This window comes from Microbacterium sp. NIBRBAC000506063 (assembly GCF_017968845.1).
Taxonomy (GTDB): domain Bacteria; phylum Actinomycetota; class Actinomycetes; order Actinomycetales; family Microbacteriaceae; genus Microbacterium.
Genome location: NZ_CP072876.1, coordinates 1,976,691 through 1,995,917, shown reverse-complemented (window position 1 = coordinate 1,995,917; position 19,227 = coordinate 1,976,691). Strand labels below are relative to the sequence as shown.

The 19,227-nt window shown below is 70.8% G+C and carries 16 protein-coding genes and 7 pseudogenes; 8 read left to right on the top strand and 15 right to left on the bottom strand.

Features of this window, described 5'->3' with window-relative positions:
• Positions 1-61 precede the first annotated feature (61 nt).
• Positions 62-994 carry a DUF4012 domain-containing protein gene (locus tag KAE78_RS11285; RefSeq protein ID WP_223172473.1) on the top strand — a complete coding sequence of 311 codons (933 nt, stop codon included), beginning with the start codon at positions 62-64 and terminating at the stop codon, positions 992-994.
• A gap of 434 nt (positions 995-1,428) precedes the next feature.
• On the opposite strand, the pseudogene KAE78_RS18800 reads toward KAE78_RS11285, so the two are convergent.
• The 9 genes and pseudogenes from KAE78_RS18800 to KAE78_RS18775 form a co-directional block, all read right to left on the bottom strand.
• Positions 1,429-1,473: pseudogene (locus tag KAE78_RS18800) on the bottom strand (hypothetical protein); the annotation flags it as partial.
• 140 nt (positions 1,474-1,613) lie between these two features.
• A pseudogene (locus tag KAE78_RS18795) lies at positions 1,614-1,850 on the bottom strand (transcriptional regulator); the annotation flags it as partial.
• A 53-nt stretch (positions 1,851-1,903) separates the two neighbouring features.
• Positions 1,904-2,560, bottom strand: coding sequence for a hypothetical protein (locus KAE78_RS18790; protein ID WP_317451769.1), 657 nt, complete (start codon positions 2,558-2,560; stop codon positions 1,904-1,906).
• Positions 2,557-3,024 (bottom strand): 5-(carboxyamino)imidazole ribonucleotide mutase, encoded by a 468-nt coding sequence (gene purE / locus KAE78_RS11275; protein ID WP_223172472.1) that lies wholly within the window; start codon positions 3,022-3,024, stop codon positions 2,557-2,559. The genes KAE78_RS18790 and purE overlap by 4 nt, the downstream gene beginning before the upstream one ends.
• A 180-nt stretch (positions 3,025-3,204) precedes the next feature.
• Positions 3,205-4,328: pseudogene (locus KAE78_RS11270) on the bottom strand (5-(carboxyamino)imidazole ribonucleotide synthase).
• Between the two features lie 56 nt (positions 4,329-4,384).
• Entirely contained in the window at positions 4,385-4,507 is a 123-nt protein-coding gene (locus KAE78_RS18785) for a hypothetical protein (protein ID WP_317451768.1), read from the bottom strand.
• Positions 4,498-4,935: a PH domain-containing protein gene (locus tag KAE78_RS11265; protein ID WP_317451767.1), complete on the bottom strand. Its 438-nt coding sequence runs from the start codon at positions 4,933-4,935 to the stop codon at positions 4,498-4,500. Before KAE78_RS11265 ends, KAE78_RS18785 begins: the two co-directional genes overlap by 10 nt.
• A 200-nt stretch (positions 4,936-5,135) precedes the next feature.
• A complete protein-coding gene (locus KAE78_RS18780; protein WP_317451766.1) occupies positions 5,136-5,495 on the bottom strand; it encodes a hypothetical protein in 360 nt (119 codons plus the stop codon).
• Between the two features lie 148 nt (positions 5,496-5,643).
• Positions 5,644-5,934 (bottom strand): annotated as a pseudogene (locus KAE78_RS18775) (biotin--[acetyl-CoA-carboxylase] ligase); the annotation flags it as partial.
• Positions 5,935-6,108: 174 nt separating this feature from the next.
• Here KAE78_RS18775 and KAE78_RS11255 point away from each other — a divergent pair.
• Both KAE78_RS11255 and KAE78_RS11250 read left to right on the top strand, forming a co-directional pair.
• Entirely contained in the window at positions 6,109-7,731 is a 1,623-nt protein-coding gene (locus KAE78_RS11255; RefSeq protein ID WP_223172471.1) for an acyl-CoA carboxylase subunit beta, read from the top strand.
• A complete protein-coding gene (locus tag KAE78_RS11250; protein ID WP_223170897.1) occupies positions 7,728-7,952 on the top strand; it encodes an acyl-CoA carboxylase subunit epsilon in 225 nt (74 codons plus the stop codon). The genes KAE78_RS11255 and KAE78_RS11250 overlap by 4 nt, the downstream gene beginning before the upstream one ends.
• A gap of 284 nt (positions 7,953-8,236) precedes the next feature.
• On the opposite strand, the gene KAE78_RS11245 is transcribed toward KAE78_RS11250, so the two are convergent.
• From KAE78_RS11245 to KAE78_RS11230, 4 genes are read right to left on the bottom strand one after another with little or no spacing between them, the layout of a single operon-like run.
• On the bottom strand, positions 8,237-9,256 hold the full coding sequence (locus KAE78_RS11245; protein ID WP_223170896.1) for a hypothetical protein: 1,020 nt from the start codon (positions 9,254-9,256) through the stop codon (positions 8,237-8,239).
• Positions 9,253-10,488, bottom strand: a complete 1,236-nt coding sequence (locus KAE78_RS11240) for an ATP-binding protein (protein ID WP_223170895.1) — start codon at positions 10,486-10,488, stop codon at positions 9,253-9,255. The genes KAE78_RS11245 and KAE78_RS11240 overlap by 4 nt, the downstream gene beginning before the upstream one ends.
• A complete protein-coding gene (locus KAE78_RS11235; RefSeq protein ID WP_223170894.1) occupies positions 10,478-11,146 on the bottom strand; it encodes a response regulator transcription factor in 669 nt (222 codons plus the stop codon). The genes KAE78_RS11240 and KAE78_RS11235 overlap by 11 nt, the downstream gene beginning before the upstream one ends.
• Positions 11,147-11,191: 45 nt before the next feature.
• Positions 11,192-12,424, bottom strand: coding sequence for a class I SAM-dependent RNA methyltransferase (locus tag KAE78_RS11230; protein ID WP_223170893.1), 1,233 nt, complete (start codon positions 12,422-12,424; stop codon positions 11,192-11,194).
• A 155-nt stretch (positions 12,425-12,579) separates the two neighbouring features.
• Between KAE78_RS11230 and KAE78_RS11225 the strand changes: the two are divergent.
• Positions 12,580-13,231 (top strand): annotated as a pseudogene (locus KAE78_RS11225) (Maf family protein).
• Positions 13,232-13,237: 6 nt separating this feature from the next.
• Here the strand turns inward: KAE78_RS11225 and KAE78_RS11220 are convergent.
• On the bottom strand, positions 13,238-14,176 hold the full coding sequence (locus KAE78_RS11220; RefSeq protein ID WP_223170892.1) for an NAD-dependent epimerase/dehydratase family protein: 939 nt from the start codon (positions 14,174-14,176) through the stop codon (positions 13,238-13,240).
• A gap of 66 nt (positions 14,177-14,242) precedes the next feature.
• Here KAE78_RS11220 and KAE78_RS11215 point away from each other — a divergent pair, with 66 nt between their 5' ends.
• The 4 genes and pseudogenes from KAE78_RS11215 (at position 14,243) to KAE78_RS11200 (ending at position 17,762) form a co-directional block, all read left to right on the top strand.
• Complete coding sequence (locus KAE78_RS11215; RefSeq protein WP_223170891.1) at positions 14,243-14,584, top strand: metalloregulator ArsR/SmtB family transcription factor; 342 nt, start codon at positions 14,243-14,245, stop codon at positions 14,582-14,584.
• Between the two features lie 451 nt (positions 14,585-15,035).
• On the top strand, positions 15,036-15,311 hold the full coding sequence (locus KAE78_RS11210) for a hypothetical protein (protein WP_223170890.1): 276 nt from the start codon (positions 15,036-15,038) through the stop codon (positions 15,309-15,311).
• Positions 15,312-15,411: 100 nt separating this feature from the next.
• A pseudogene (locus KAE78_RS11205) lies at positions 15,412-17,176 on the top strand (acetyl/propionyl/methylcrotonyl-CoA carboxylase subunit alpha).
• 124 nt (positions 17,177-17,300) lie between these two features.
• A complete protein-coding gene (locus KAE78_RS11200) occupies positions 17,301-17,762 on the top strand; it encodes a hypothetical protein (protein ID WP_223170889.1) in 462 nt (153 codons plus the stop codon).
• A gap of 8 nt (positions 17,763-17,770) precedes the next feature.
• On the opposite strand, the pseudogene KAE78_RS11195 reads toward KAE78_RS11200, so the two are convergent.
• Positions 17,771-19,215: pseudogene (locus KAE78_RS11195) on the bottom strand (NAD(P)H-quinone dehydrogenase).
• Positions 19,216-19,227: the final 12 nt, after the last annotated feature.

The window sequence follows — 19,227 nt, the reverse complement described above, 5'->3', positions numbered from 1 at the left end:
AACGCCATTCCTATCTGCTCGTCGTCCACAACGGCAGTCATCTGCGCAGCGCCGGCGGGCCGTGGAGAGCATCACCCGCATCACGGCCGACTCCGGAGTGCTCGAGCGCCGGAGCACGATCAGCGCCCGCACCGTGCCCCGGCTCTCCGAGCCACTGGTCGCCGACCTCGACGAGAACCTCTCCGCGCTGCTGCCCGCAGGATTCGACACGCGCCTGTCCGACGCCTCCTCCGTGCCCGATTTCCCCACCTCCGCCCGGCTCATCGCCGCGCACTGGGAGGAGGAGCACGGCGGCTCCATCGACGGCGTCATCGCCGTCGACGTCGCGACGCTCGCCCGCGTGCTCGCCGCGACGGGACCCACCACCGTCGGCGACTATGCGCTCAGCGGCGCGTCTCTGGTCGAGACCCTGACCGAGCGGATCCCGCTCGAGGCCGGTTCCCGCAGCCGCCAGTCCGACCACTTCTCGCGCGCCGTGCGCGCCGTGCTCGTCCAGGCGTTCGCCACCGAGGACCCGGGAGCCCTCGTCGCCGCGATCGCCGAGTCCGCCGCCGACGGCGGCATCCGCATCTGGAGTGCGCACACCACCGAGCAGGAGCAGTTCGCGGCATCCGACCTCGGGGCGTGTTCCCCCTCTCCGACGAACACGGCCCGCAGGTCGGCGTGCTCGTCAACGACGCCACCGGCGGGCGCCTGGACGCCTTCACCCGGGCCGAGATCACCACCGCGGTCGGATCCTGCGCCGGCGTGCCGATCACGCGCGTGCAGGTCACCTGGACGAACACGGTCGAGATCGACGAGGAGAACCCGCTTCCGGGCGGCTTCACCGGACCGGCACGCGAGGAGTACGAGCCCGGGAGCGTCCGCACCCGCATCACCGTCTACGGCCCCGCCGGAGCGGACGTGCGCGAAGGCGCCGCCGATGCCGTGCTCGGCACCCGGCCCGCGGTGCGGCACGAGGTCATCGTCGCCCCGGGCGGATCGGAGACCGTGACCGTGGACTTCACCGGGACGGGAGCCGGCGAACGGCTCCGCGAGGTGCGGCACACACCGATGCTCCACGCGCCCGAGATCGCCACCGCACCGCTCGAGTGCGACTGAGCGCTCACCCTCCGGCGCGTCGGTCTCCTCGAGCTCGGGCGGATGCAGGGCCTCCTGCACGAGCGTCTGGATGTACGCGAAGTCGGGGTTCGTCGCCGAGATTCCGCCGTCGGGCGTCAGCTCGATCGTCGTGACCTTCTGATCCTTGGCCTTGAGCGCCAGGTCGAAGAACTCCGGCAGCGTGTCCTTGGGCAGGTCGGTCTGCACCATGACCGAACCTGCCTCGACGATCTCGTTGAAGCGCAGCAGCACGTTCTGCGGCGTGAACTGCTCGAGGATCGCGATCTGCAGCTCGCGCTGCCGCTTCATGCGATCCCAGTCACTGGTCGTGTACCGCGAGCGCGCATACCACTGGGCGGTGTTGCCGTCCATGCGCTGCGTGCCCACCTCGATCCAGCCCGTCGCCCACTCCTCGACGGGAGGTTGTTCGGTCCGGGGCCGCCGCCCTTGGGGAGTCGCTCGTCGACGGTGATCTCCACCCCGCCGAGCGCGTCGATGAGCTCCGCGAAGCCCTTCATGTCGATGAAGACGTAGTAGGGGATCTCGATGCCGAGGATGCCCTCCGCGGCATCCTTCGTCGCCTCCACGCTCGGCGTCGAGCCGTTCAGCACGGCGTTCGGATAGAGATCCTCACCGTTGTACTGGTTCCGGCACAGATCGACCTCGGTGCGCAGCTGGTTGATGCCCGGGCCCCAGCCGCACTCCCGGTTCGCGTGGGCGGTGTGCCCGTCCGGATACAGCTCCTTCATCGGGCCCTCGGAGAACGGGAACCCCGGCAGGTCCCGCGGGATGCCGGTGATCGTCACCGCCCCGTCTCGGCGTTGAGCGAGACCACCGAGATGCTGTCGAACAGCGTGTGATCCCGGTTCTTCCCGCTGTCCGCTCCCAGCAGCAGCACGTTGTAGTAGCCGTCGCTCGGCGGCAGACTCGGCCCGCTGTTGCCGAAGACCAGCGACAGCGCACCGCGCCCGGCGCCGATGGCGGATGCCGCATAGGCCGTGCCCGAGCCGATCAGCCCGAGCAGCAGCAGCGCCACGACCGGCACCGCCAGCCGCTTCAGCGGAGGCAGCTTGACCAGGCGCACCAGACGCAGGGTGTCGAAGGTCAGCACGATCCACAGCAGCAGATAACCGATCAGCAGCACCTGCAGGAGGGTCAGCACGAACCAATTCGACATCAGGGTGATGAACAGGCCCCGGGAGAGCAGCGCCGTGGCGAGCGCCGCGATCACGAGCAGCCACGAGACGAGCGTCGCCCCGAGACCGAAGCGTCCGAGCCGGCGATTGCCGGCCAGCGCCTGGGCGGAGCCGGGGATCAGCACGTTCATCAGCACGAGCCACCAGGCGCGCCGGCTCATGAACGCCGGCGATGCGGCATCCGGATTCCGCAGAGGACGCGTCTCGACGAGACGGCCGGGCGGGGCCGGATGCGTCAGGCGCTGCGGTGGGGCGACCGTCACAGAGAGTCCTTCAGGCGGCTGTTCTTCTCCGCGACCTGCGCCTCGAGGTCGCGTGCATACTCCTCCACGCGGTCGCCGAGGGCGGCATCGGAGGAGCCGAGGATCCGGGCGGCGAGGATTCCCGCGTTGCGCGCGCCCCCGATCGACACGGTCGCGACGGGGATGCCCGCGGGCATCTGCACGATCGAGAGGAGGGAGTCCATGCCGTCGAGGTAGGCGAGCGGGACCGGCACGCCGATCACGGGCAGCGCGGTGACCGAGGCGAGCATGCCCGGAAGGTGCGCGGCGCCGCCGGCGCCGGCGATGATGACCCGGATGCCGCGGCCGCGCGCCTCGCGCCCGTACTGCATGAGCTTGTCGGGCGTGCGGTGGGCCGAGACGACCTCCACCTCGTGCGGGATGCCGAAGTCGGTGAGCGCCTGCGAGGCGTCGCTCATGACCCGCCAATCGGAGTCAGAGCCCATCACGACGCCGACGAGGGGGTTTGCGGAGGAGTGCAGCGGCTCAGTCACCCATCCAGGCTACGGCGCACTCCCTGCAAGTTCGCGGAACGGCGCGCTGCGGCATCCTGTGCCGCTCCGACTCCTGCGCACTCGATGTCGGATGCCGCGGGGCGCTGCCGAGGAGTCGGCGGATCGGCGCCGCTAGGCGAAGAACGCCGCCGTCGCGCGCGCCTGGTAGACCGCGTCGTCCAGGTCGTCGCCGACGACGTTGACGTGGCCGACCTTGCGCCCGGGGCGCGGCGCCTTGCCGTAGGTGTGGATCTTCGCCGCCGGGTGCTCGGCCATCGCCACCGGGAGCCGGGAGTCGATCGACCCCTCCTGCGGGCCGCCCAGGATGTTGACCATGACCGACCAGTCCGCCAGCGGCGAGACATCTCCCAGCGGAAGATCCGCGACCGCGCGCAGATGCTGCTCGAACTGCCCGGTCACCGCGCCGTCCTGACTCCAGTGCCCGCTGTTGTGCGGGCGCATCGCCAGCTCGTTGACGAGAATGCGCTCGTCGTCGGTCTCGAAGAGTTCGACCGCCAGCATCCCGGTCACGCCCAGCCCTCGGCGATCTCGCGCCCGATCCGGGCGGCGACCTCGAAGAGCTTCTCGGAGGCGCCGGGGGCCGGTGAGATCACCTCGGCGCACACGCCGTTCTGCTGCACGGTCTCCACGACGGGGTAGACGACCGCCTCGCCGTTCGGGCGTCGGGCGACCTGCTGGGCGAGCTCGCGAGTGAAGGAGACGAGCTCCTCGGCCAGCAGCGCCTCGCCCTCGGGTGTCGCGGCGATCCAGTCGGCGGCCTCCGCGGCATCCGACACGACGCGCACGCCCTTGCCGTCATAGCCTCCGCGGGGCGTCTTCACGACCGCCCGCCCGCCGTGATCGTCGAGGAAGGCCTGCAGCTCCGCCTCGGTGCGCACCGCCGCCCAGTCCGGCTGCGGGGCGCCCAGCTCCGCCAGCCGCGCCCGCATGGCGAGCTTGTCCTGCGCGAAGCGGAGGGCATCGGGCCCCGGGTGCACGGCCACGCCGTCGGCGACGAGGGCACGCAGCACGTCCTGCGGCACGTGCTCGTGGTCGAAGGTGACGACATCGACCTGCTCGGCGAAAGCGCGCACCGTCTCGAGGTCGCGGTAGTCGCCGACGTCGGATGCCGCCAGCTGCGCCGACATCCCCTGCTCCTCGGCGAGGACGCGCAGCTCGATGCCGAGCTCCACCGCCGGCGCGATCATCATCCGCGCCAGCTGTCCGCCGCCGACCACACCGATGCGCAACGTCATTCGATCTCCTTCTCGTCCGCGACCATTCTTCCGTACGCGAAGAGCGAAGGGGAGCGCTACTGCTCTTCGTCGCCGCCCAGCGCGTGGGCGTCGCGATGCGCGAGGATCTGGCCGATCTCGACCTGATCGGCGAGGGTCTCGTGCACGAGCGTGACGCTGGGGATGTTCTTCAGCCGCAACGTCTCCGAGCGCCCGTCGGAGAGCGTGATCGTGCCCGCCCCCACATCCGCTGCAGGATGCCGCGGCGCACCGCGATCGTGTAGCCGCGCATATGCGAGAGCTCGCGGCGGTTGCGGGCGCCGATGCCGCGCGCGGCGATGACCCGCTGCGTCGTGATCGAGTAGCTGCGCGAGGACCAGATCAGCAGCGGCAGCACCGCTCCGAAGAAGACGAGGGCACCGGCCGCCGCCAGCAGCATCCAGTCTTCGAAGGGTTCGGGCAGGTTGCCGTAGAGGTAGGCGGTCGCGCCCGAGACCGCGATCAGCAGCAGCGCCGACCAGAACAGGCGTCGACCGTGGCCGCGGAAGCGGGCGATCAGCCGCTCTTGCGCGGGCACGCCCGGCTGCGGCGCCACGGGGCGCCCTCCGAGCGTTGCGGGCTGTGTCACACCCCCATTGTGGGCCGGACCGCCGACATCGGCCGCTACGGCGCGGGTGTGTCGGACGCCGGCAGCACCCCGCCGGTCTCACTTGTTGCGACTCAGACGCGCTCGATCCCGCAACAAGTGAGACCGGCGATTCGGGCGGTCTCAGAAAATGCGACCTGCCGTGCGGCGCACCCGCAACAAGTGAGACCGGCGAGAGGGTGTCAGCGATCGGATGCGGGGCGCACGTGCACCACGTCACCGGCGCCCACCGAGTGCACGAGGCCGTCGTCGTCGACCACGAGGCGACCGTCGGCCTCCAGCCGCACCGCGCGCCCCGTCAGCTCGCCGCCGCCGGGCAGCGATACGCGCACGCGCTGCCCGAGCGTCCCGCAGCGCGAGGTCACCGCCGCGTGCACGCCGCCGGCGACCGCATCCCCCGTCGCCGCGAGCGCCGAGAGCAGCTCGTTCAGCCTCCGCAGATAGTCGGCGACGAGGCGGTCCTCCTCGCAGGTCTCCCCGAGTGCGACGAAGGAGGTCGCGGTCGGCACGGGAAGCTGCGAGACGCTCATGGCGGTGTTCACCCGGCGCCCACGACGATGACGTCGTCGCCGGCCGCCTCGGCGAGGATGCCGCAGATCTTGCCCCCGCATCCGCCGCCCCCGGCACCGGCTCGACGAGCACGTCGTTGGGCCACTTCACGCTCACCTCGCGGCGCGGCAGCTGCGCGGAGACGGCGTCGGCCATCGCCGCGCCCGCCACGAGCGGGATCCAGCCGCGTGCGGCGACCGGGATCGCCGTGTCGCGCAGCAGCACCGAGACGGCCAGCGCCGCGCCCGGCGGTGCGGACCACTCGCGATCGAGCCGCCCGCGACCGGCGGTCTGGTTCCGCGTCAGCAGTACCGAGAAGTGCGGCCACCCCGCGGCATCCGACGCCTTCTCCCTCAGGTCGGCGTTCGTCGAGCCGGTCTCGGCGACGACCTCGAGTCGGGCGGCGACGGCGGCGGTGCGGGGAAAGCTCATGCTCGTCAGCGTACGCGCAGCGACGGCCGCGATCCACGGCATATCGCGCCCCAGAGCGGAGGAGTTCGGGCCCTTCGACGGGCTCAGGGACCGTCGCTCCTCGGCGCGACCTCTAAAGCATCCGGCGCTCCGTTGTGCCGAACATCCAACGAACGCGCACGCCTCGCCGCTAGTCTGGAACCCGTGACGGACCAGCCCGACATTTCCACGACCGCCGGCAAGATCGCCGACCTCCGCGCCCGCTTCCAGGACGCGGTGACGGATGCCGAGAAGACGGCCATCGAGAAGCAGCACGCCAAGGGCAAGCTGACGGCGCGCGAGCGCATCGAGCTGCTCATGGACCCTGGCAGCTTCGTCGAGTTCGACGAGTACGTGCGTCACCGCACGACGGCGTTCGGCATGGACCGCTCCCGCCCCTACGGCGACTCGGTCGTCACCGGCATCGGCACCATCCACGGTCGCACGGTCGCGGTCTACTCGCAGGACTTCTCGACCTTCGGCGGCTCTCTGGGCGAGGTCGCGGGCGAGAAGATCATCAAGATCATGGAGTTCGCCCTCGCCGGCGGCATGCCGATCGTCGGCATCCTCGACTCGGGCGGCGCCCGCATCCAGGAGGGCGTGGTCGCCCTCGGCAAGTACGGCGAGATCTTCCGCCTGAACACCCGCGCATCGGGCGTCATCCCGCAGATCTCGATCATCATGGGCCCGGCGGCCGGCGGCGCCGTCTACTCCCCCGCCCTCACCGACTTCGTCATCATGGTCGACAAGACCAGCCAGATGTTCGTGACCGGCCCCGACGTGATCAAGACCGTCACCGGCGAAGACGTCGGCATGGAGGAGCTCGGCGGCGCCTACACGCACAACACCCGCTCGGGCGTGGCGCACTATCTGGCCGAAGACGAGGACGACGCGATCGACTATGCGCGCAGCCTGCTGAGCTTCCTGCCCGACAACAACATGGCCGAGCTCCCCTCCTACGAGACGTCGTTCGAGTTCGAGACGACGGATGCCGACCGCGTGCTCAACACGGTCATCCCCGACTCGCCGAACCAGCCCTACGACATCCACACGGTCATCCAGTCGATCCTCGACCCCGCGACCGGTGCCGAGCAGGCCACCGGGGACTTCCTCGAGGTGCAGCCGCTGTTCGCCCCGAACATCGTCATCGGCTTCGGGCGCGTCGAGGGCCGCACCGTCGGCATCATCGCCAATCAGCCCTCCCAGATGGCCGGCACCCTCAACATCGAGGCGGGCGAGAAGGCGAGCCGCTTCGTGCGCTTCTGCGACGCCTTCTCGGTGCCGATCGTGACGCTCGTCGACGTGCCCGGCTACCTGCCCGGCACCGATCAGGAGTGGACAGGCGTCATCCGCCGCGGCGCGAAGCTGCTCTACGCCTACTCCGAGGCCACCGTGCCGCTGGTGACGGTGATCCTGCGCAAGGCCTACGGCGGCGCCTACATCGTCATGGGCTCCAAGCAGCTCGGCGCCGATGTCAACCTCGCCTGGCCGACGGCCGAGATCGCGGTCATGGGCGGTCAAGGCGCGGTGAACATCCTCTACCGCGGCGAGATCAAGAAGGCCGAGGAGGCCGGCGAGGACGTCGCCGCCGTCCGCACGCGACTGGCCAACGAGTACACATACAACGTCGCCTCGCCGTTCCTGGCCGCCGAGCGCGGTGAGCTCGACGGCATCATCGAGCCCGCCGCGACGCGCGTCTCGATCGCGAAGGCCCTGCGAGCCCTGCGCGGCAAGCGCGAGGAGCTGCCGCCGAAGAAGCACGGGAACATCCCGCTGTGAGCGAGTCCGACGACGCCGTCTCGACGGATCTGCGGATCCTCCGCGGGGACGCGACCGAGGAGGAACTGGCCGCGCTCATCGCCGTGGTCGGCCAGGCCTACGCCGGCGAGCGCGAGGAGGCGGTCGCCGAGGAGCCGCACGTCTCGGCGTGGGCACGGACCCAGCGCGGACTGCGCACTCCGCTGCGCCGGGACATCCCCTGGGGGCGTTTTTCGGGCTGAATCACCCGAAATGGCTCGACTTTCGTCCATTTTGTCCCCCGAAAGGCCTACAGACAGGCTCTTGTTCCCGCGGGACAATAGACAGGACGCTTCGCGTTCGGGCTCGTTCGTCGTCCCAGGGTAGACGACCGATCGATGCCCTTGGCGGACAGTTTTCGGGTAACTGTGCCGCATTCGGCGAGGGGCGGACGGGATCTGATCCGTCCACCCTCGCCGCCTCTTCTCTCGAACCGACACCTTCCGCTCCCGTTCTCCCTCCCTCACCGGGAGCGGAAGGTGCGGGGTCAGTCGTGGGTGTCGGATGCCGCGTCACGCGCGATCTCGAGCCACAGCTCGACCGCGTCGTCGTCGGCGTAGGCGCCGCCCCCGGCCCGGCCGACCACCGTGAGGGCGGTCTGCGGGTGCCGGGCGGCGCGGATGATCACGCGCAGCGAGCCGGCTCCATGCAGCGCCGCGGCCAGCTCGTCGCGGATCTGCGCCCGGCGCTGCTCGGGAACGCCTTCGAGTCCGCCCTCGTCGAGCACCGTCACGGTGCCGCCGCTGCGGCGCACGGCGTCGATCGCGAGCCGGACCTCATCGTTGAGGAGGTCGCCTCCCCGCAGCTCGTCGCGCAGCTGCCCTTCGGCGAGCCGCGCCTGCATCCGCTCCTGCTCGTCGAGGGCCCCGCCGGTGGTGACGACCCGGCTGAGCACGGGACCGGCGACCGCCAGCGCGTACTGCACGCGGCGGCGGCGCTCCCGCTGACGCACCTGCTGGGCGGCATGCCAGCTGGAGACCTGCTGCTGGATGCCGGCCAGCCGCTCCGTGTCGCGCACGGCGCGCGCCCACATCCAGACGAGCAGCTGTGCGACGACCATCCACACCACGGATCCGACCAGGCCCAGCCTCAGCGCGTTGCCCGGTCCCATCCACGCCATCGACGACACGATGAGCGACAGCAGCACCGCCCAGCCGCAGATCGGGCGTCGGCGGACGACGCAGACGACCCCCAGAAGGCCCACGCCGCCGATGTACCAGGTCGCGAAAGGCGCCAGCCGCGACACCGGCGTGAAGGCGAGCGACACCATGGTGGGGATCGCGACGGCCACGGCGACCACCGCGATCGTCACCCACAGCGGCATCCGGCGCTGCCCGTCGTCGTCGACGAGGGTCGCGGTCACCATGATGCCCAGATACAGGGCGAGGGCGCCCAGCAGCAACGGGGGCACCAGCGGCTGCTCGATCCACCACATGCCGCGCGCGACGAAGTACAGGCTGAAGCCGAGCGCGAGGCCCGTCGCGACGCTGCGGACCGTCAGACTCATCCGCGCCGCCATGTCAGCGTCACCACCGTTCCGGCGTCATCGGAGAAGATATGGGCTGCGCCGGCGACGGCGGCCATGCGGGCGACGACGGATGCGCGCAACCCCAGGCGATCGGCGGGGATGTCCTCCGGGTCGAAGCCCGGGCCGGAGTCGCTCACCGTGATCGTGAAGCCCCCCGAGGCGTGGCCCTCGGCCAGGACGTGCAGACCGCGACCGCGCGCATGCTCCATCGCGTTGTGACACGCCTGGCGCGCCGCCAGCACGACCGCACGGGCGACGCGCTCCGGGATGCGCGGACTGTCGCCGCGGACCTCGACGACGGCATCCGCCCCGAACTCCGAGAGCATACGGCGCAGCTCGACGATGATCTGCTCCCAGGCGATCAGGGCGTCGCTGCCCTCCCTGGCCGCGTGCTCCTCTGTGTTGGCCAGGCGGGTGAGGGCCTCCCGTGCCATCGCGACGGCCAGTTCGCGCTCGCGCTCGCTGTCGGCGCGCTCCGCGGCGATGAGGGCGGCGAGCACGCTGTCGTGCATGAGCGCGGCCAGATCCACCCTCTCCTCCTCCGCGGCGGCATCGGCGGCCGCGGCGGCGTAGGTCGCCACGGCCTCACCACGGGCATCGTCGACGCCCGCCGCGACCGAACGGAACATCCAGCCCATCGCCAGAAGCACCACGCCCAGGATGAGCGTGAACGAGACGTCGAAGGCCGTGGCGATCCAGAACCCCTGCGTGAACTCGCCCTGGGCCACGCGCACCAGGCCGTACAGGAAGGGCAGAAGCAGTACCACGAAGATCTGCAGCGGCATCGGGAAGGCGAGGATCGCCGCGACGGCGGCGATGTTCACGAGGAAGAAGATCCAGGGCTGCGGCCCGGCCGAGCGGCCGTCGGGCTCCACGACGAGCGGCCAGAGCGCGAGCGCCAGGAGGTACACGATCGCGAAGGTGCCGCTGAGCACGCGCACCCATCGGCCGACGAGGCACGCCACGATCATCGCCACCAGGACCAGCAGCACCGTCACCAGCAGCACGATGTGCGCGAGGGACGCGAAGCGGATGCCGTCGAGTGCCGCGAAGAAGGCCTGCAGGCCGAGCGCGGCGGCGCCGACGGCGACCACGATCGCCATGATGCGCTCCATCCGCTGCCCGGTGAAGCGCTCCGACTCCCCTCCCGCAGAGGAGTGCGCGGAGACCGTCGACCACGCCTTCGGGAACGTCAGACGCTCAGACGCCACCCGAACCGCCCTCCGCCGAAGGCGCGATGATGCCGTCCTCCACCGCACGGCGCAGCAGATCGATCTTGGTCGGCGCCGGGCGCCCCACCTCGACGTACTTCGTGCGCACGCGGGTGATGTTCTCCTTGGCGGTCGAGTAGGCCACGCCGAGCCGCTCGGCGACCGCCTTCAGGGGCAGGCCCGTCGCATACAGGCTCAGCACCTCCCGTTCGCGCACCGACAGCTGCGCGTCGGCGAAGGCGCGGTCGCCGTCGACGGCGCTGGCCCACTCGAGGTTGTTCAGCGGCTCGCCCCGTGCGACCGTGCGGATCGCGCTGAGCACGTCCTCCAGCGCCGAGGACTTGCTCACCACACCGACGGCGCCGGCGGCGAGGGCCTCACGGACGACGGCGGGCCTGTCGGCGACGCTGTGGATCATCACGCTCGATCCGTCGTCTGTGAGCGCGCGCACGTTCTCGGTCACGGTCGTGCCGTCGCCGAGGGTGAGGTCCAGCACGACGATCTCGGCGGGAGCGGCCCCGGAGCCATGACGCCACTCGAGATAACTGCCCACGGTGCTCCCCGAGAAGACCACCGACTGCGTGCCGTCGCGCAGGCACGCCGCCTCGAGGCCGAGCCGCACGGACTCGTGGTCATCGATGAGTGCCACGGTGCTCATGATGTCAGCCTATCGAGATGTCGGGGAAGGTCTCCCTGGCCGCGGTCATGCCGCCGGAAGGAGCAGCGCGACGGTCTCGAAGTGGTGCGAATGCGGGAACAGGTCGTAGGCGCGCAGCGCCGCCGGCTCCCAGCCGAGGCCGCGGAAGGTCTTCAGATCCCGGGCGAGGGCGACCGGGTCGCAGGCGACGTAGACGACGGCGGACGGATGCAGCGCGCCGACCGCCTCCACGACCCGACGGCCCGCGCCCGAGCGCGGCGGATCGAGCACGACCGTGCCTCCGGAGAACGTCTTCGCGGCATCCGCCTCCATCTTCGCGAGGAACCGGTCGACGCGGGCCGTGACGGCCGAGACCCGGGCGGATGCCTTTGTGAGGTTCGCCGCCGCGTGGGCCGTGGCCCGCTTGCTCGACTCGACCGTGGTGACGCGGCGGGCGCCCAGGTCGCTGAGCGTGGCGGCGAACAGCCCGACGCCGCCGTAGAGGTCGAGGTGCGCGGAGCGTGTGTCGACGCGGCCGTCGAGGAGCCCTCGCACCGCCTCGTCGAGCGTCGTGGCCGCGTGCGGGTGCACCTGCCAGAAACCGCCGGCGTCGACCGCGAAGCGGCGCTCCCGCACCTGCTCCCAGACGACCTCGGGCTTGGGCTGACGCCCTTTCTCCGGCTGCGGGATCACGCGCACCCGGCCGTCGCCGGGCTCCACGAGCGTGATGCGGCCGGGATCCGCTGCGGCGAGGGTGCGGGCTGCGTCGGCGATCACGGGTCGTGCGAGCGGAAGCTCCCGCGTCTCGATCACGCGGTGGCTGCGCGCCGCGAACGGACCGATGCGGCCGTCCGCGTCGACGTGCAGCGTCACCCGGGTGCGCCAGCCGGTGCCGTCGCTCTCGTCGAGCGCCGACACCTCGGGCGCCTCGATCCCACCTCCGGCGAAGCGGTCGAGCGCCTCCGCCAGCACCTGGCGCTTGAGCGTGCGCTGATGGGCGAGCTCGATGTGGCCGAGGTCGGCCCCGCCGGGGCGGTCGGCGGGCGCGCGGGTGACGTCGGCCTCCCGCCAGATGTGCCGGCGGCGGTGCGGGGAGGCCTCGAGCACCTCGACCGTCTCGGCGCGCCAGAAGCTCCGCGTGTCGGTCTCGGAGCCGGCCGCGGGGTCGGTCAGCCGAGCGCGCACGCGCTCTCCCGGCACGGCGTCGGAGACGAACACGACCCGCCCCTCGTGGCGGGCGACGAAGACGCCTCCGTGGGCGATGCCGGTGATCTCGAGGTCGAGCAGGTCGGAGGTCATTCACCCAGAGTAGCTCTGGCTCCCCGCCCCGCCCGCTCCCGCCCCTGCCCCTGCCCCTCCGGACGCAAGTCCTCGGCACATGTTGTCGCCCCTCGCGCGCATCGGGCGACAACAGCGGTCGAGGAGTCGGGCAGGAGGGACGAATAGGGTGGGGCATGCGCGTCTGCCTCGCCTCCACCTCCCCGCCCGCCTCATGCTGCTGCGCCAGGCCGGCATCGAGCCCGTCCTGCGCTCCCCCGACATCGACGAGGACGCCGTGGCGGCGGATGCCGCTGCCCGCCGTGGAGGAGAGCTCCCGCCCGAGGAGCTCGTGCTGCTCCTGGCGCGCGCCAAGGCCGCCGACGTCGCCGAGCGCCTCTCCGCCGAAGAGCCCGGCTTCGACGGGATCGTGATCGGCGGCGACTCGATGTTCGCCCTCGGCGGCCGCGTCTACGGCAAGCCCTACACGGCCGAAGAGGCCACCCGGCGCTGGCAGGAGATGCGCGGGCACACCGGCATCCTGCACTCGGGCCACTCGGTCTTCCGCGTCACGCCCGGTCAGGATCCGCGCGAGGCGACGGCGGTGGCCGCGGCATCCGTCACCTTCGCCGCCGACGTATCGGATGCCGAGATCGCCGCCTATGTGGCATCCGGCGAGCCTCTGCACGTCGCCGGCGCCTTCACCGTCGACAGCCTCGGCGGGCCGTTCATCGACCGGGTCGACGGCGACCCCTCCACGGTGGTGGGATGTCGCTCTCGGTCCTTCGCCGCCTGGCTGCAGAACTCGGCGTGGTGTGGACCGATCTCTGGAACCGGCGCACGCCCTGATCGATCTCACGACGCCACTGCCACCGGCCCGTTCCGCAGCCGCCGCAGGCAGGCCCTCGCATGACGGGTGGGCCGCAGGTCGTCGATGGTGAATCTGCCGCCCGGCAGCGCCGCACGGATGCGCTCCTCGCTGAAGGGCAGCGCCGGTCGGATGCCGGGCGGAGGCTCCGGCGTCGAGGGAGCCGCCTCGCTGACCCCCTCGGCGAGCATGCGCGCCTGCGCCTTCGCGACGAGCGGCGTGACCATGGTCCATTCTGTCAGCTGCGCGAGTGCACGGATGGTCCATACCGGAACGGGAATGTAGACGGGCCGTCGCTGCGCGACGCGCGCGATCCGGCGCACCGCCTCGCCGAGCTCCAGCTCCTCGGCTCCCATGACCGCCACCGTCGAGTCGGGCAGCCGTCCCTGCAGTGCCGCGAGCAGCACGTCGACGGCGTCCTCGATCGGAACGGGGCGCACCTTCCGCTCGCGGAAGCCCACGGTGGCGAACACCGGCCAGGTGCGCACCGCTTTGGTGACGTGGTCGACCATGTGGTCGCCGGGGCCGTAGATCATCCCCGCCTTGAGAACCGTATGCTCGATACCCGACTGCCGGATCAGCTCCTCGGCGGCCCACTTCGTCTCGTGGTACGCGGAGCCGCAGTCCGGCCGGGCGCGCAGGAAGCTCAGCATGACGATGCGCCCCACGCCGGCCCGGCGCGCGGCCTCGACCACCGCTCGGGTGCCCTCGACGTGCACCCGCTCGAAGGTCTGACCGCCGATCTCGCGGTTGATCCCCGCGCAGTGCACCACGGCGTCGCACCCGGTGAAGGCGGCGGTCAGCGCGTCGATGTCATCGATGGCGATGCCGGTTCGTCGCGAGACGATGACGGTGTCGGCGGGGTCGAGCCTCGCGGCGAGATGGCGCCCCACGAAACCTGTTCCGCCGGTGATCGCGATGCGCATGGCTTTCTCCTTCGCTGTTCAGCTAAGAAGCTACACCGTAATTAGCAATGGTGCTATATTGCAAATATGGCAGAAATCGCGTCCGACATCTTCGCCGCACTCGCTCATCCGACGCGCCGACAGATCCTGCAGGACCTGAAGGACGGCGAGCTCACCGCGGGAGAGATCGCCGCCCGCTTCGCCGCGACGGGCCCGACGATCTCCCGACACCTGGGCGTCCTGCGTCAGGCCGGCCTCGTCGCCGAGCGGCGCGACGCGAACCGCATCTTCTACTCCCTGGTAAGCGAGAGGCTCGCCCTGTCGGTCGGCGACTTCCTGTCCACCGTGTGCCCCGAGCAGATCGTGCTGCGCGAGGTCAGAAAGCGCGGCGTCCGCCAGGACGGCGACGCCCGCGAAGCGCACGCCTGATGGCCCTCGGGTCCGTGATGACGCCGTGGTACCGGCGTCTCTCGACCGGAGTCGGACGCGGCCCGGAGGAGCCCGGCGCGACGTCGAGCACCGCGATTCTCGACTACGACGCCCCGGAGATGACACGAATGATCGACCGGGCGCGCGACGACGCACGGTCCAGCGATCCCGTGTCCGTCCTCGGCGCGGCACACGCGATCATCCGCCAGGAGGTGCGCGCGGTCTACTCCGTCGAGGAGAGGACGCCGGCCTCGCAGACCCTCCTGCGTGGCTTCGGCTCCTGCAGTCAACGGCTCGCGATCCTCGAGAGCGTCGCGCGGGCGATCGGGGTACCCACCCGGGTACGGGCGCTCTCCATCGATCGCGCCTTCTGGTATCCGCGGTTCCCACACCTCACGGCCGTCCTGCCCGACCGGATCCTGCTCGCCTGGCCGGAGTTCAGGATCGACGAGTGGCACGCGGCATCCGAACTCTTCGGCCCGATCGGATGCCGCGGGGCGGTGCGTTCACCAGCCGCGGCGCGGAGACGCTGTTCGAGGCCGTCGGGCGCTGCGCCATCGACTGGGACGGCCGTGCCGGCGACGCGAGCTACGACCTTTCGCAGTTCGTCCGGGCCCACTACGGATACTTCAGGCATCGCGATGATGTCTTCGCCCTGCTCGGCCAGACGCTCTGCGCCCCCTCCCGAAAAGTCGCCGACCCTCTGCTCCGCCGCATCGCCGCCTGACCGCGAGGCCACCGGGTCGTAGACACTCCGCTACCGATTCGACGTTTTCTTGTGGGATGTTGTCAAAGCGATCGCACAAGTCCTCACTAGGCTGGACACCATGCCTGATATCGCCAAGGTGCTCATCGCGAACCGCGGCGAGATCGCCGTACGCATCATCCGTGCCGCTCGGGACTCCGGAATCGGATCCGTGGCCGTCTACGCCGAACAGGACCGTGACGCGCTGCACACCCGCCTCGCGGACGAGGCCTATGCGCTCGGCGGCTCGACCAGCGCCGAGACCTATCTCCAGATCGACAAGATCCTCTCGGTGGCCCGCCGTGCCGGCGCAGACGCCGTGCACCCCGGCTACGGCTTCCTCGCCGAGAACGCCGACTTCGCCCGCGCCGTGATCGCGGCGGGGCTCATCTGGATCGGGCCGTCGCCCGAGGCGATCGAGTCGCTCGGCGATAAGGTCACCGCCCGGCACGTCGCCGAGAAGGTCGGCGCGCCGCTGGCCCCGGGAACCCCCGGCCCCGTCGACGGCGCCGACGAGGTGATCGCGTTCGCGAAGGAGCACGGCCTGCCCATCGCCATCAAGGCCGCCTACGGCGGCGGCGGTCGCGGCCTGAAGGTCGCCCGCGAGCTCGACGAGGTCGCCGAGCTGTTCGAGTCGGCGACCCGCGAGGCGATCACCGCCTTCGGCCGCGGCGAGTGCTTCGTGGAGAAGTACCTCGACAAGCCCCGTCACGTCGAGACGCAGTGCCTGGCGGATGCCGCGGGCAACGTCGTCGTCATCTCCACCCGCGACTGCTCGCTGCAGCGCCGCCACCAGAAGCTCGTGGAGGAGGCGCCCGCGCCCTTCCTCACCGAGGAGCAGAACCGCGTGCTCTACGAGTCGTCGAAGGCGATCATGCGCGAGGTCGGCTACGTCGGCGCGGGAACCTGCGAATTCCTCATCGGCGCCGACGGCACCGTCTCGTTCCTCGAGGTCAACACCCGCCTCCAGGTCGAGCACCCGGTCTCCGAGGAGATCACCGGCATCGACCTCGTGCGCGAGCAGTTCCGCATCGCCGCGGGCGGCACGATCGACTACGACGACCCCGAGCCCGTGGGTCACTCCATCGAGTTCCGCATCAACGGCGAGGACCCGGGTCGCGGGTTCCTCCCCAGCCCGGCCCGATCCACGTCTTCAAGACGTTCGGCGGCCCTGGCATCCGCCTCGACTCCGGCGTCACCGCCGGCGACAGCGTCTCGGGCGCCTTCGACTCGCTCCTGGCGAAGATCATCGTGACCGGCCGCGACCGCGCCCAGGCGCTCGAGCGCGCCGCCCGCGCCCTCGACGAGTTCGAGGTCGCCGGCATGCCCACCGTCCTGCCCTTCCACCGCAAGGTGGTGCGCGAACCGGCCTTCACCGCCGAGAACGGCGAGTTCGGCGTGTACACGCGCTGGATCGAGACCGAGTTCGACAACGACATCGCCCCCTGGGACGGCGAGCTGGAGGCTCCCGCCGCTGCGGAGAGCCGCCACACCGTCGTCGTGGAGGTCTCCGGCAAGCGCCTGGAGGTCTCCCTGCCCGACCGGATCGCGCAGGCCCCGGGTGTCGCCGGGCGCCCCGCCGCCGTGCCGCCGTCGCGCCGCAGCCACACCGCGGTCGTCAATGCCGGCGCCTCCGGCGACGCGGTCAAGTCGCCCATGCAGGCCACCGTCGTCAAGGTCGCCGTCGAGGAGGGCAGCAGGTCGTCAAGGGCGACCTGGTGGTCGTGCTCGAGGCGATGAAGATGGAGCAGCCGCTGCAGGCGCACAAGGACGGCACCGTCGGCTCGATCAACGCCACGCCCGGCGAGACGGTGTCCTCGGGCCACCAGCTGCTGGTCATCTCCTAGCGACCGCACACCGCGCGAGAACAGGCGAAGACCCCGCAACAGGCGGATGCGGTCCCGATCGGCCTGTTGCGGCGCGTCTGCCTGTCCTCGTGAAACCGCGGCATCGGCATGCGACGATGAACGCATGAAGCGTCTCCTCGCAGCCGGCGCCGTCGCCCTCGCTACCACGCTCGCTCTCGCAGGCTGCAGCGGCGATTCCCCAGGACTGGAGGGCGCTCATGCAGAATGGGGCGAGGCGATGGTCTCGGGCGGAACCTACGAGACACGTCTCGGGGCGATGTGGGCTCCTCTCGCCGACTCCTCCGGCTACGGGGCGCTTGACGGGGTGATCAACATCGGCATCGAGGACGAGCGCTACCTCGGCACGATCGAAATGCACTGCACGGGCGTCGACACTGCCACCTTCCACATCCGCATGGCGGCGGCCGACTCAACGATGGTCTACAGCCGTGAGGTGTCCTGCGCCGACAGTCCGCTCGTGGTCGAAGAGGCGCCCCGACTCGTCGAGGGCCTCGCCGCCATGGCCGGTTCGGATGCCGGCGACGGTGCCTGGGCGGTGATCTTCCACCGCGCAGAGGCGCCCTGACCCGGCCGTCAGCCCTGCGCGACCATGTGCATCGCCCGCGTGGCGTCGGTGATGCTGCCCGACAGCGAGGGTAGGCGGCGAAGACGCGCGAGACCTGCTCGGTCGTCAGCCGCCGCTCCACCGCGATCGCGATCGGGTAGATGAGCTCGGAGGCCTTGGGGGCGACGATCACGCCGCCGATGACGGTGCCGCTGCCCTTGCGCGCGAAGATCTTCACGAAGCCGTCTTTCACGCCCATCATCTTCGCGCGCGGGTTCGCCGCGAGCGGCAGCTTGTACACGAAGCCGTCGACGGCACCGCTGTCGATGTCGGCCTCCGAGACGCCGATCGTGGCGATCTCGGGAGCGGTGAAGATGTTCGCGGTGATCTTGCGCTCCTCGAGCGGGATCACGATGTCGCCGAGCGCATGGAAGATCGCGGTGCGGCCTTGCATGGAGGCGACGGATGCGAGCGGGAAGAAGTTCGTGCAGTCGCCCACGGCGTAGATGTTGGGCACCGAGGTGCGCGCGACGCGGTTCACCCGGACGTGACCGGAGGCGTCGAGCTCGACGCCCGCCTCCTCCAGGCCGATGCCCGTCGTGTTGGGGATGGATCCGACCGCCATGAGGCAGTGGCTGCCGTCGACGGTGCGACCATCGGAAAGGGTGACAGTGACACCGGCATCCGTCCGCTCCACCTTCTCGGCACGCGACTTCGACAGCACCTGCATGCCGCCGCGCGTGAAGACGCTCTCGAGCACCCGTGCGGCGTCCTTGTCCTCACCGGGGAGCACCTGGTCGCGGCTGGAGATGAGCGTGACCTTCGCGCCCAGGTTCATGTAGGCCGAGGCGAACTCCGCCCCGGTGACGCCGGAGCCCACGACGATGAGGTGCTCGGGCAGCGCCTTCATGTCGTACAGCTGCGTCCAGGTGAGGATGCGCTGCCCGTCGGGCTTGGCCGAGTCGAGCTCGCGGGGCGAGGCGCCGACCGAGACGACGATCGTGTCGGCCTCGACGCGGTCGAAGTCGGTGCCGCCGGGCCCGGTCGCGACGATGATCGTGCCGCGCCCTTCCAGGCGGCCGTGGCCGGAGATGATCTTCACGCCCGCGTCGGCGAGCGTCGCACGCATGTCGTCGGACTGCTGGCGGGCCAGCGACAGCAGCCGCTTGTTGACGGCGGCGAGATTGATCGCCACCTGCGGCTTGGAGGCCGTGCCGTTCTCGCCCTTGACGAAGAACTGCACGCCCAGGTCGCTCGCCTCGGAGATCGCCACCGCGGCGTCCGCCGTCGCGATGAGGCTCTTGGAGGGCACGACGTCGGTCAGCACGGCCGAGCCCCCGACCCCCACCCTCTCGATCAGCGTCACGTCGGCGCCGAGCTGGGCCGCCGACAGCGCGGCCTCGTATCCGCCCGGGCCACCGCCGAGGACGGCGACGCGCGGGGACTGTTCGAAGGTGGATGCCATGGCATCCATTCTTCCGCAATC

Excerpts from the sequence above, each read along its gene's own strand:
- KAE78_RS11215 (WP_223170891.1), top strand. The coding sequence starts at position 14,243 with ATGGCAGAAATCGCGTCCGACATCTTCGCCGCACTCGCTCATCCGACG.
- KAE78_RS11230 (WP_223170893.1), bottom strand. The coding sequence starts at position 12,424 with ATGACCTCCGACCTGCTCGACCTCGAGATCACCGGCATCGCCCACGGA.
- purE (WP_223172472.1), bottom strand. The coding sequence starts at position 3,024 with ATGGGCTCTGACTCCGATTGGCGGGTCATGAGCGACGCCTCGCAGGCG.
- KAE78_RS11200 (WP_223170889.1), top strand. The coding sequence starts at position 17,301 with ATGAAGCGTCTCCTCGCAGCCGGCGCCGTCGCCCTCGCTACCACGCTC.
- KAE78_RS11235 (WP_223170894.1), bottom strand. The coding sequence starts at position 11,146 with ATGAGCACCGTGGCACTCATCGATGACCACGAGTCCGTGCGGCTCGGC.
- KAE78_RS11220 (WP_223170892.1), bottom strand. The coding sequence starts at position 14,176 with ATGCGCATCGCGATCACCGGCGGAACAGGTTTCGTGGGGCGCCATCTC.
- KAE78_RS11245 (WP_223170896.1), bottom strand. The coding sequence starts at position 9,256 with ATGAGTCTGACGGTCCGCAGCGTCGCGACGGGCCTCGCGCTCGGCTTC.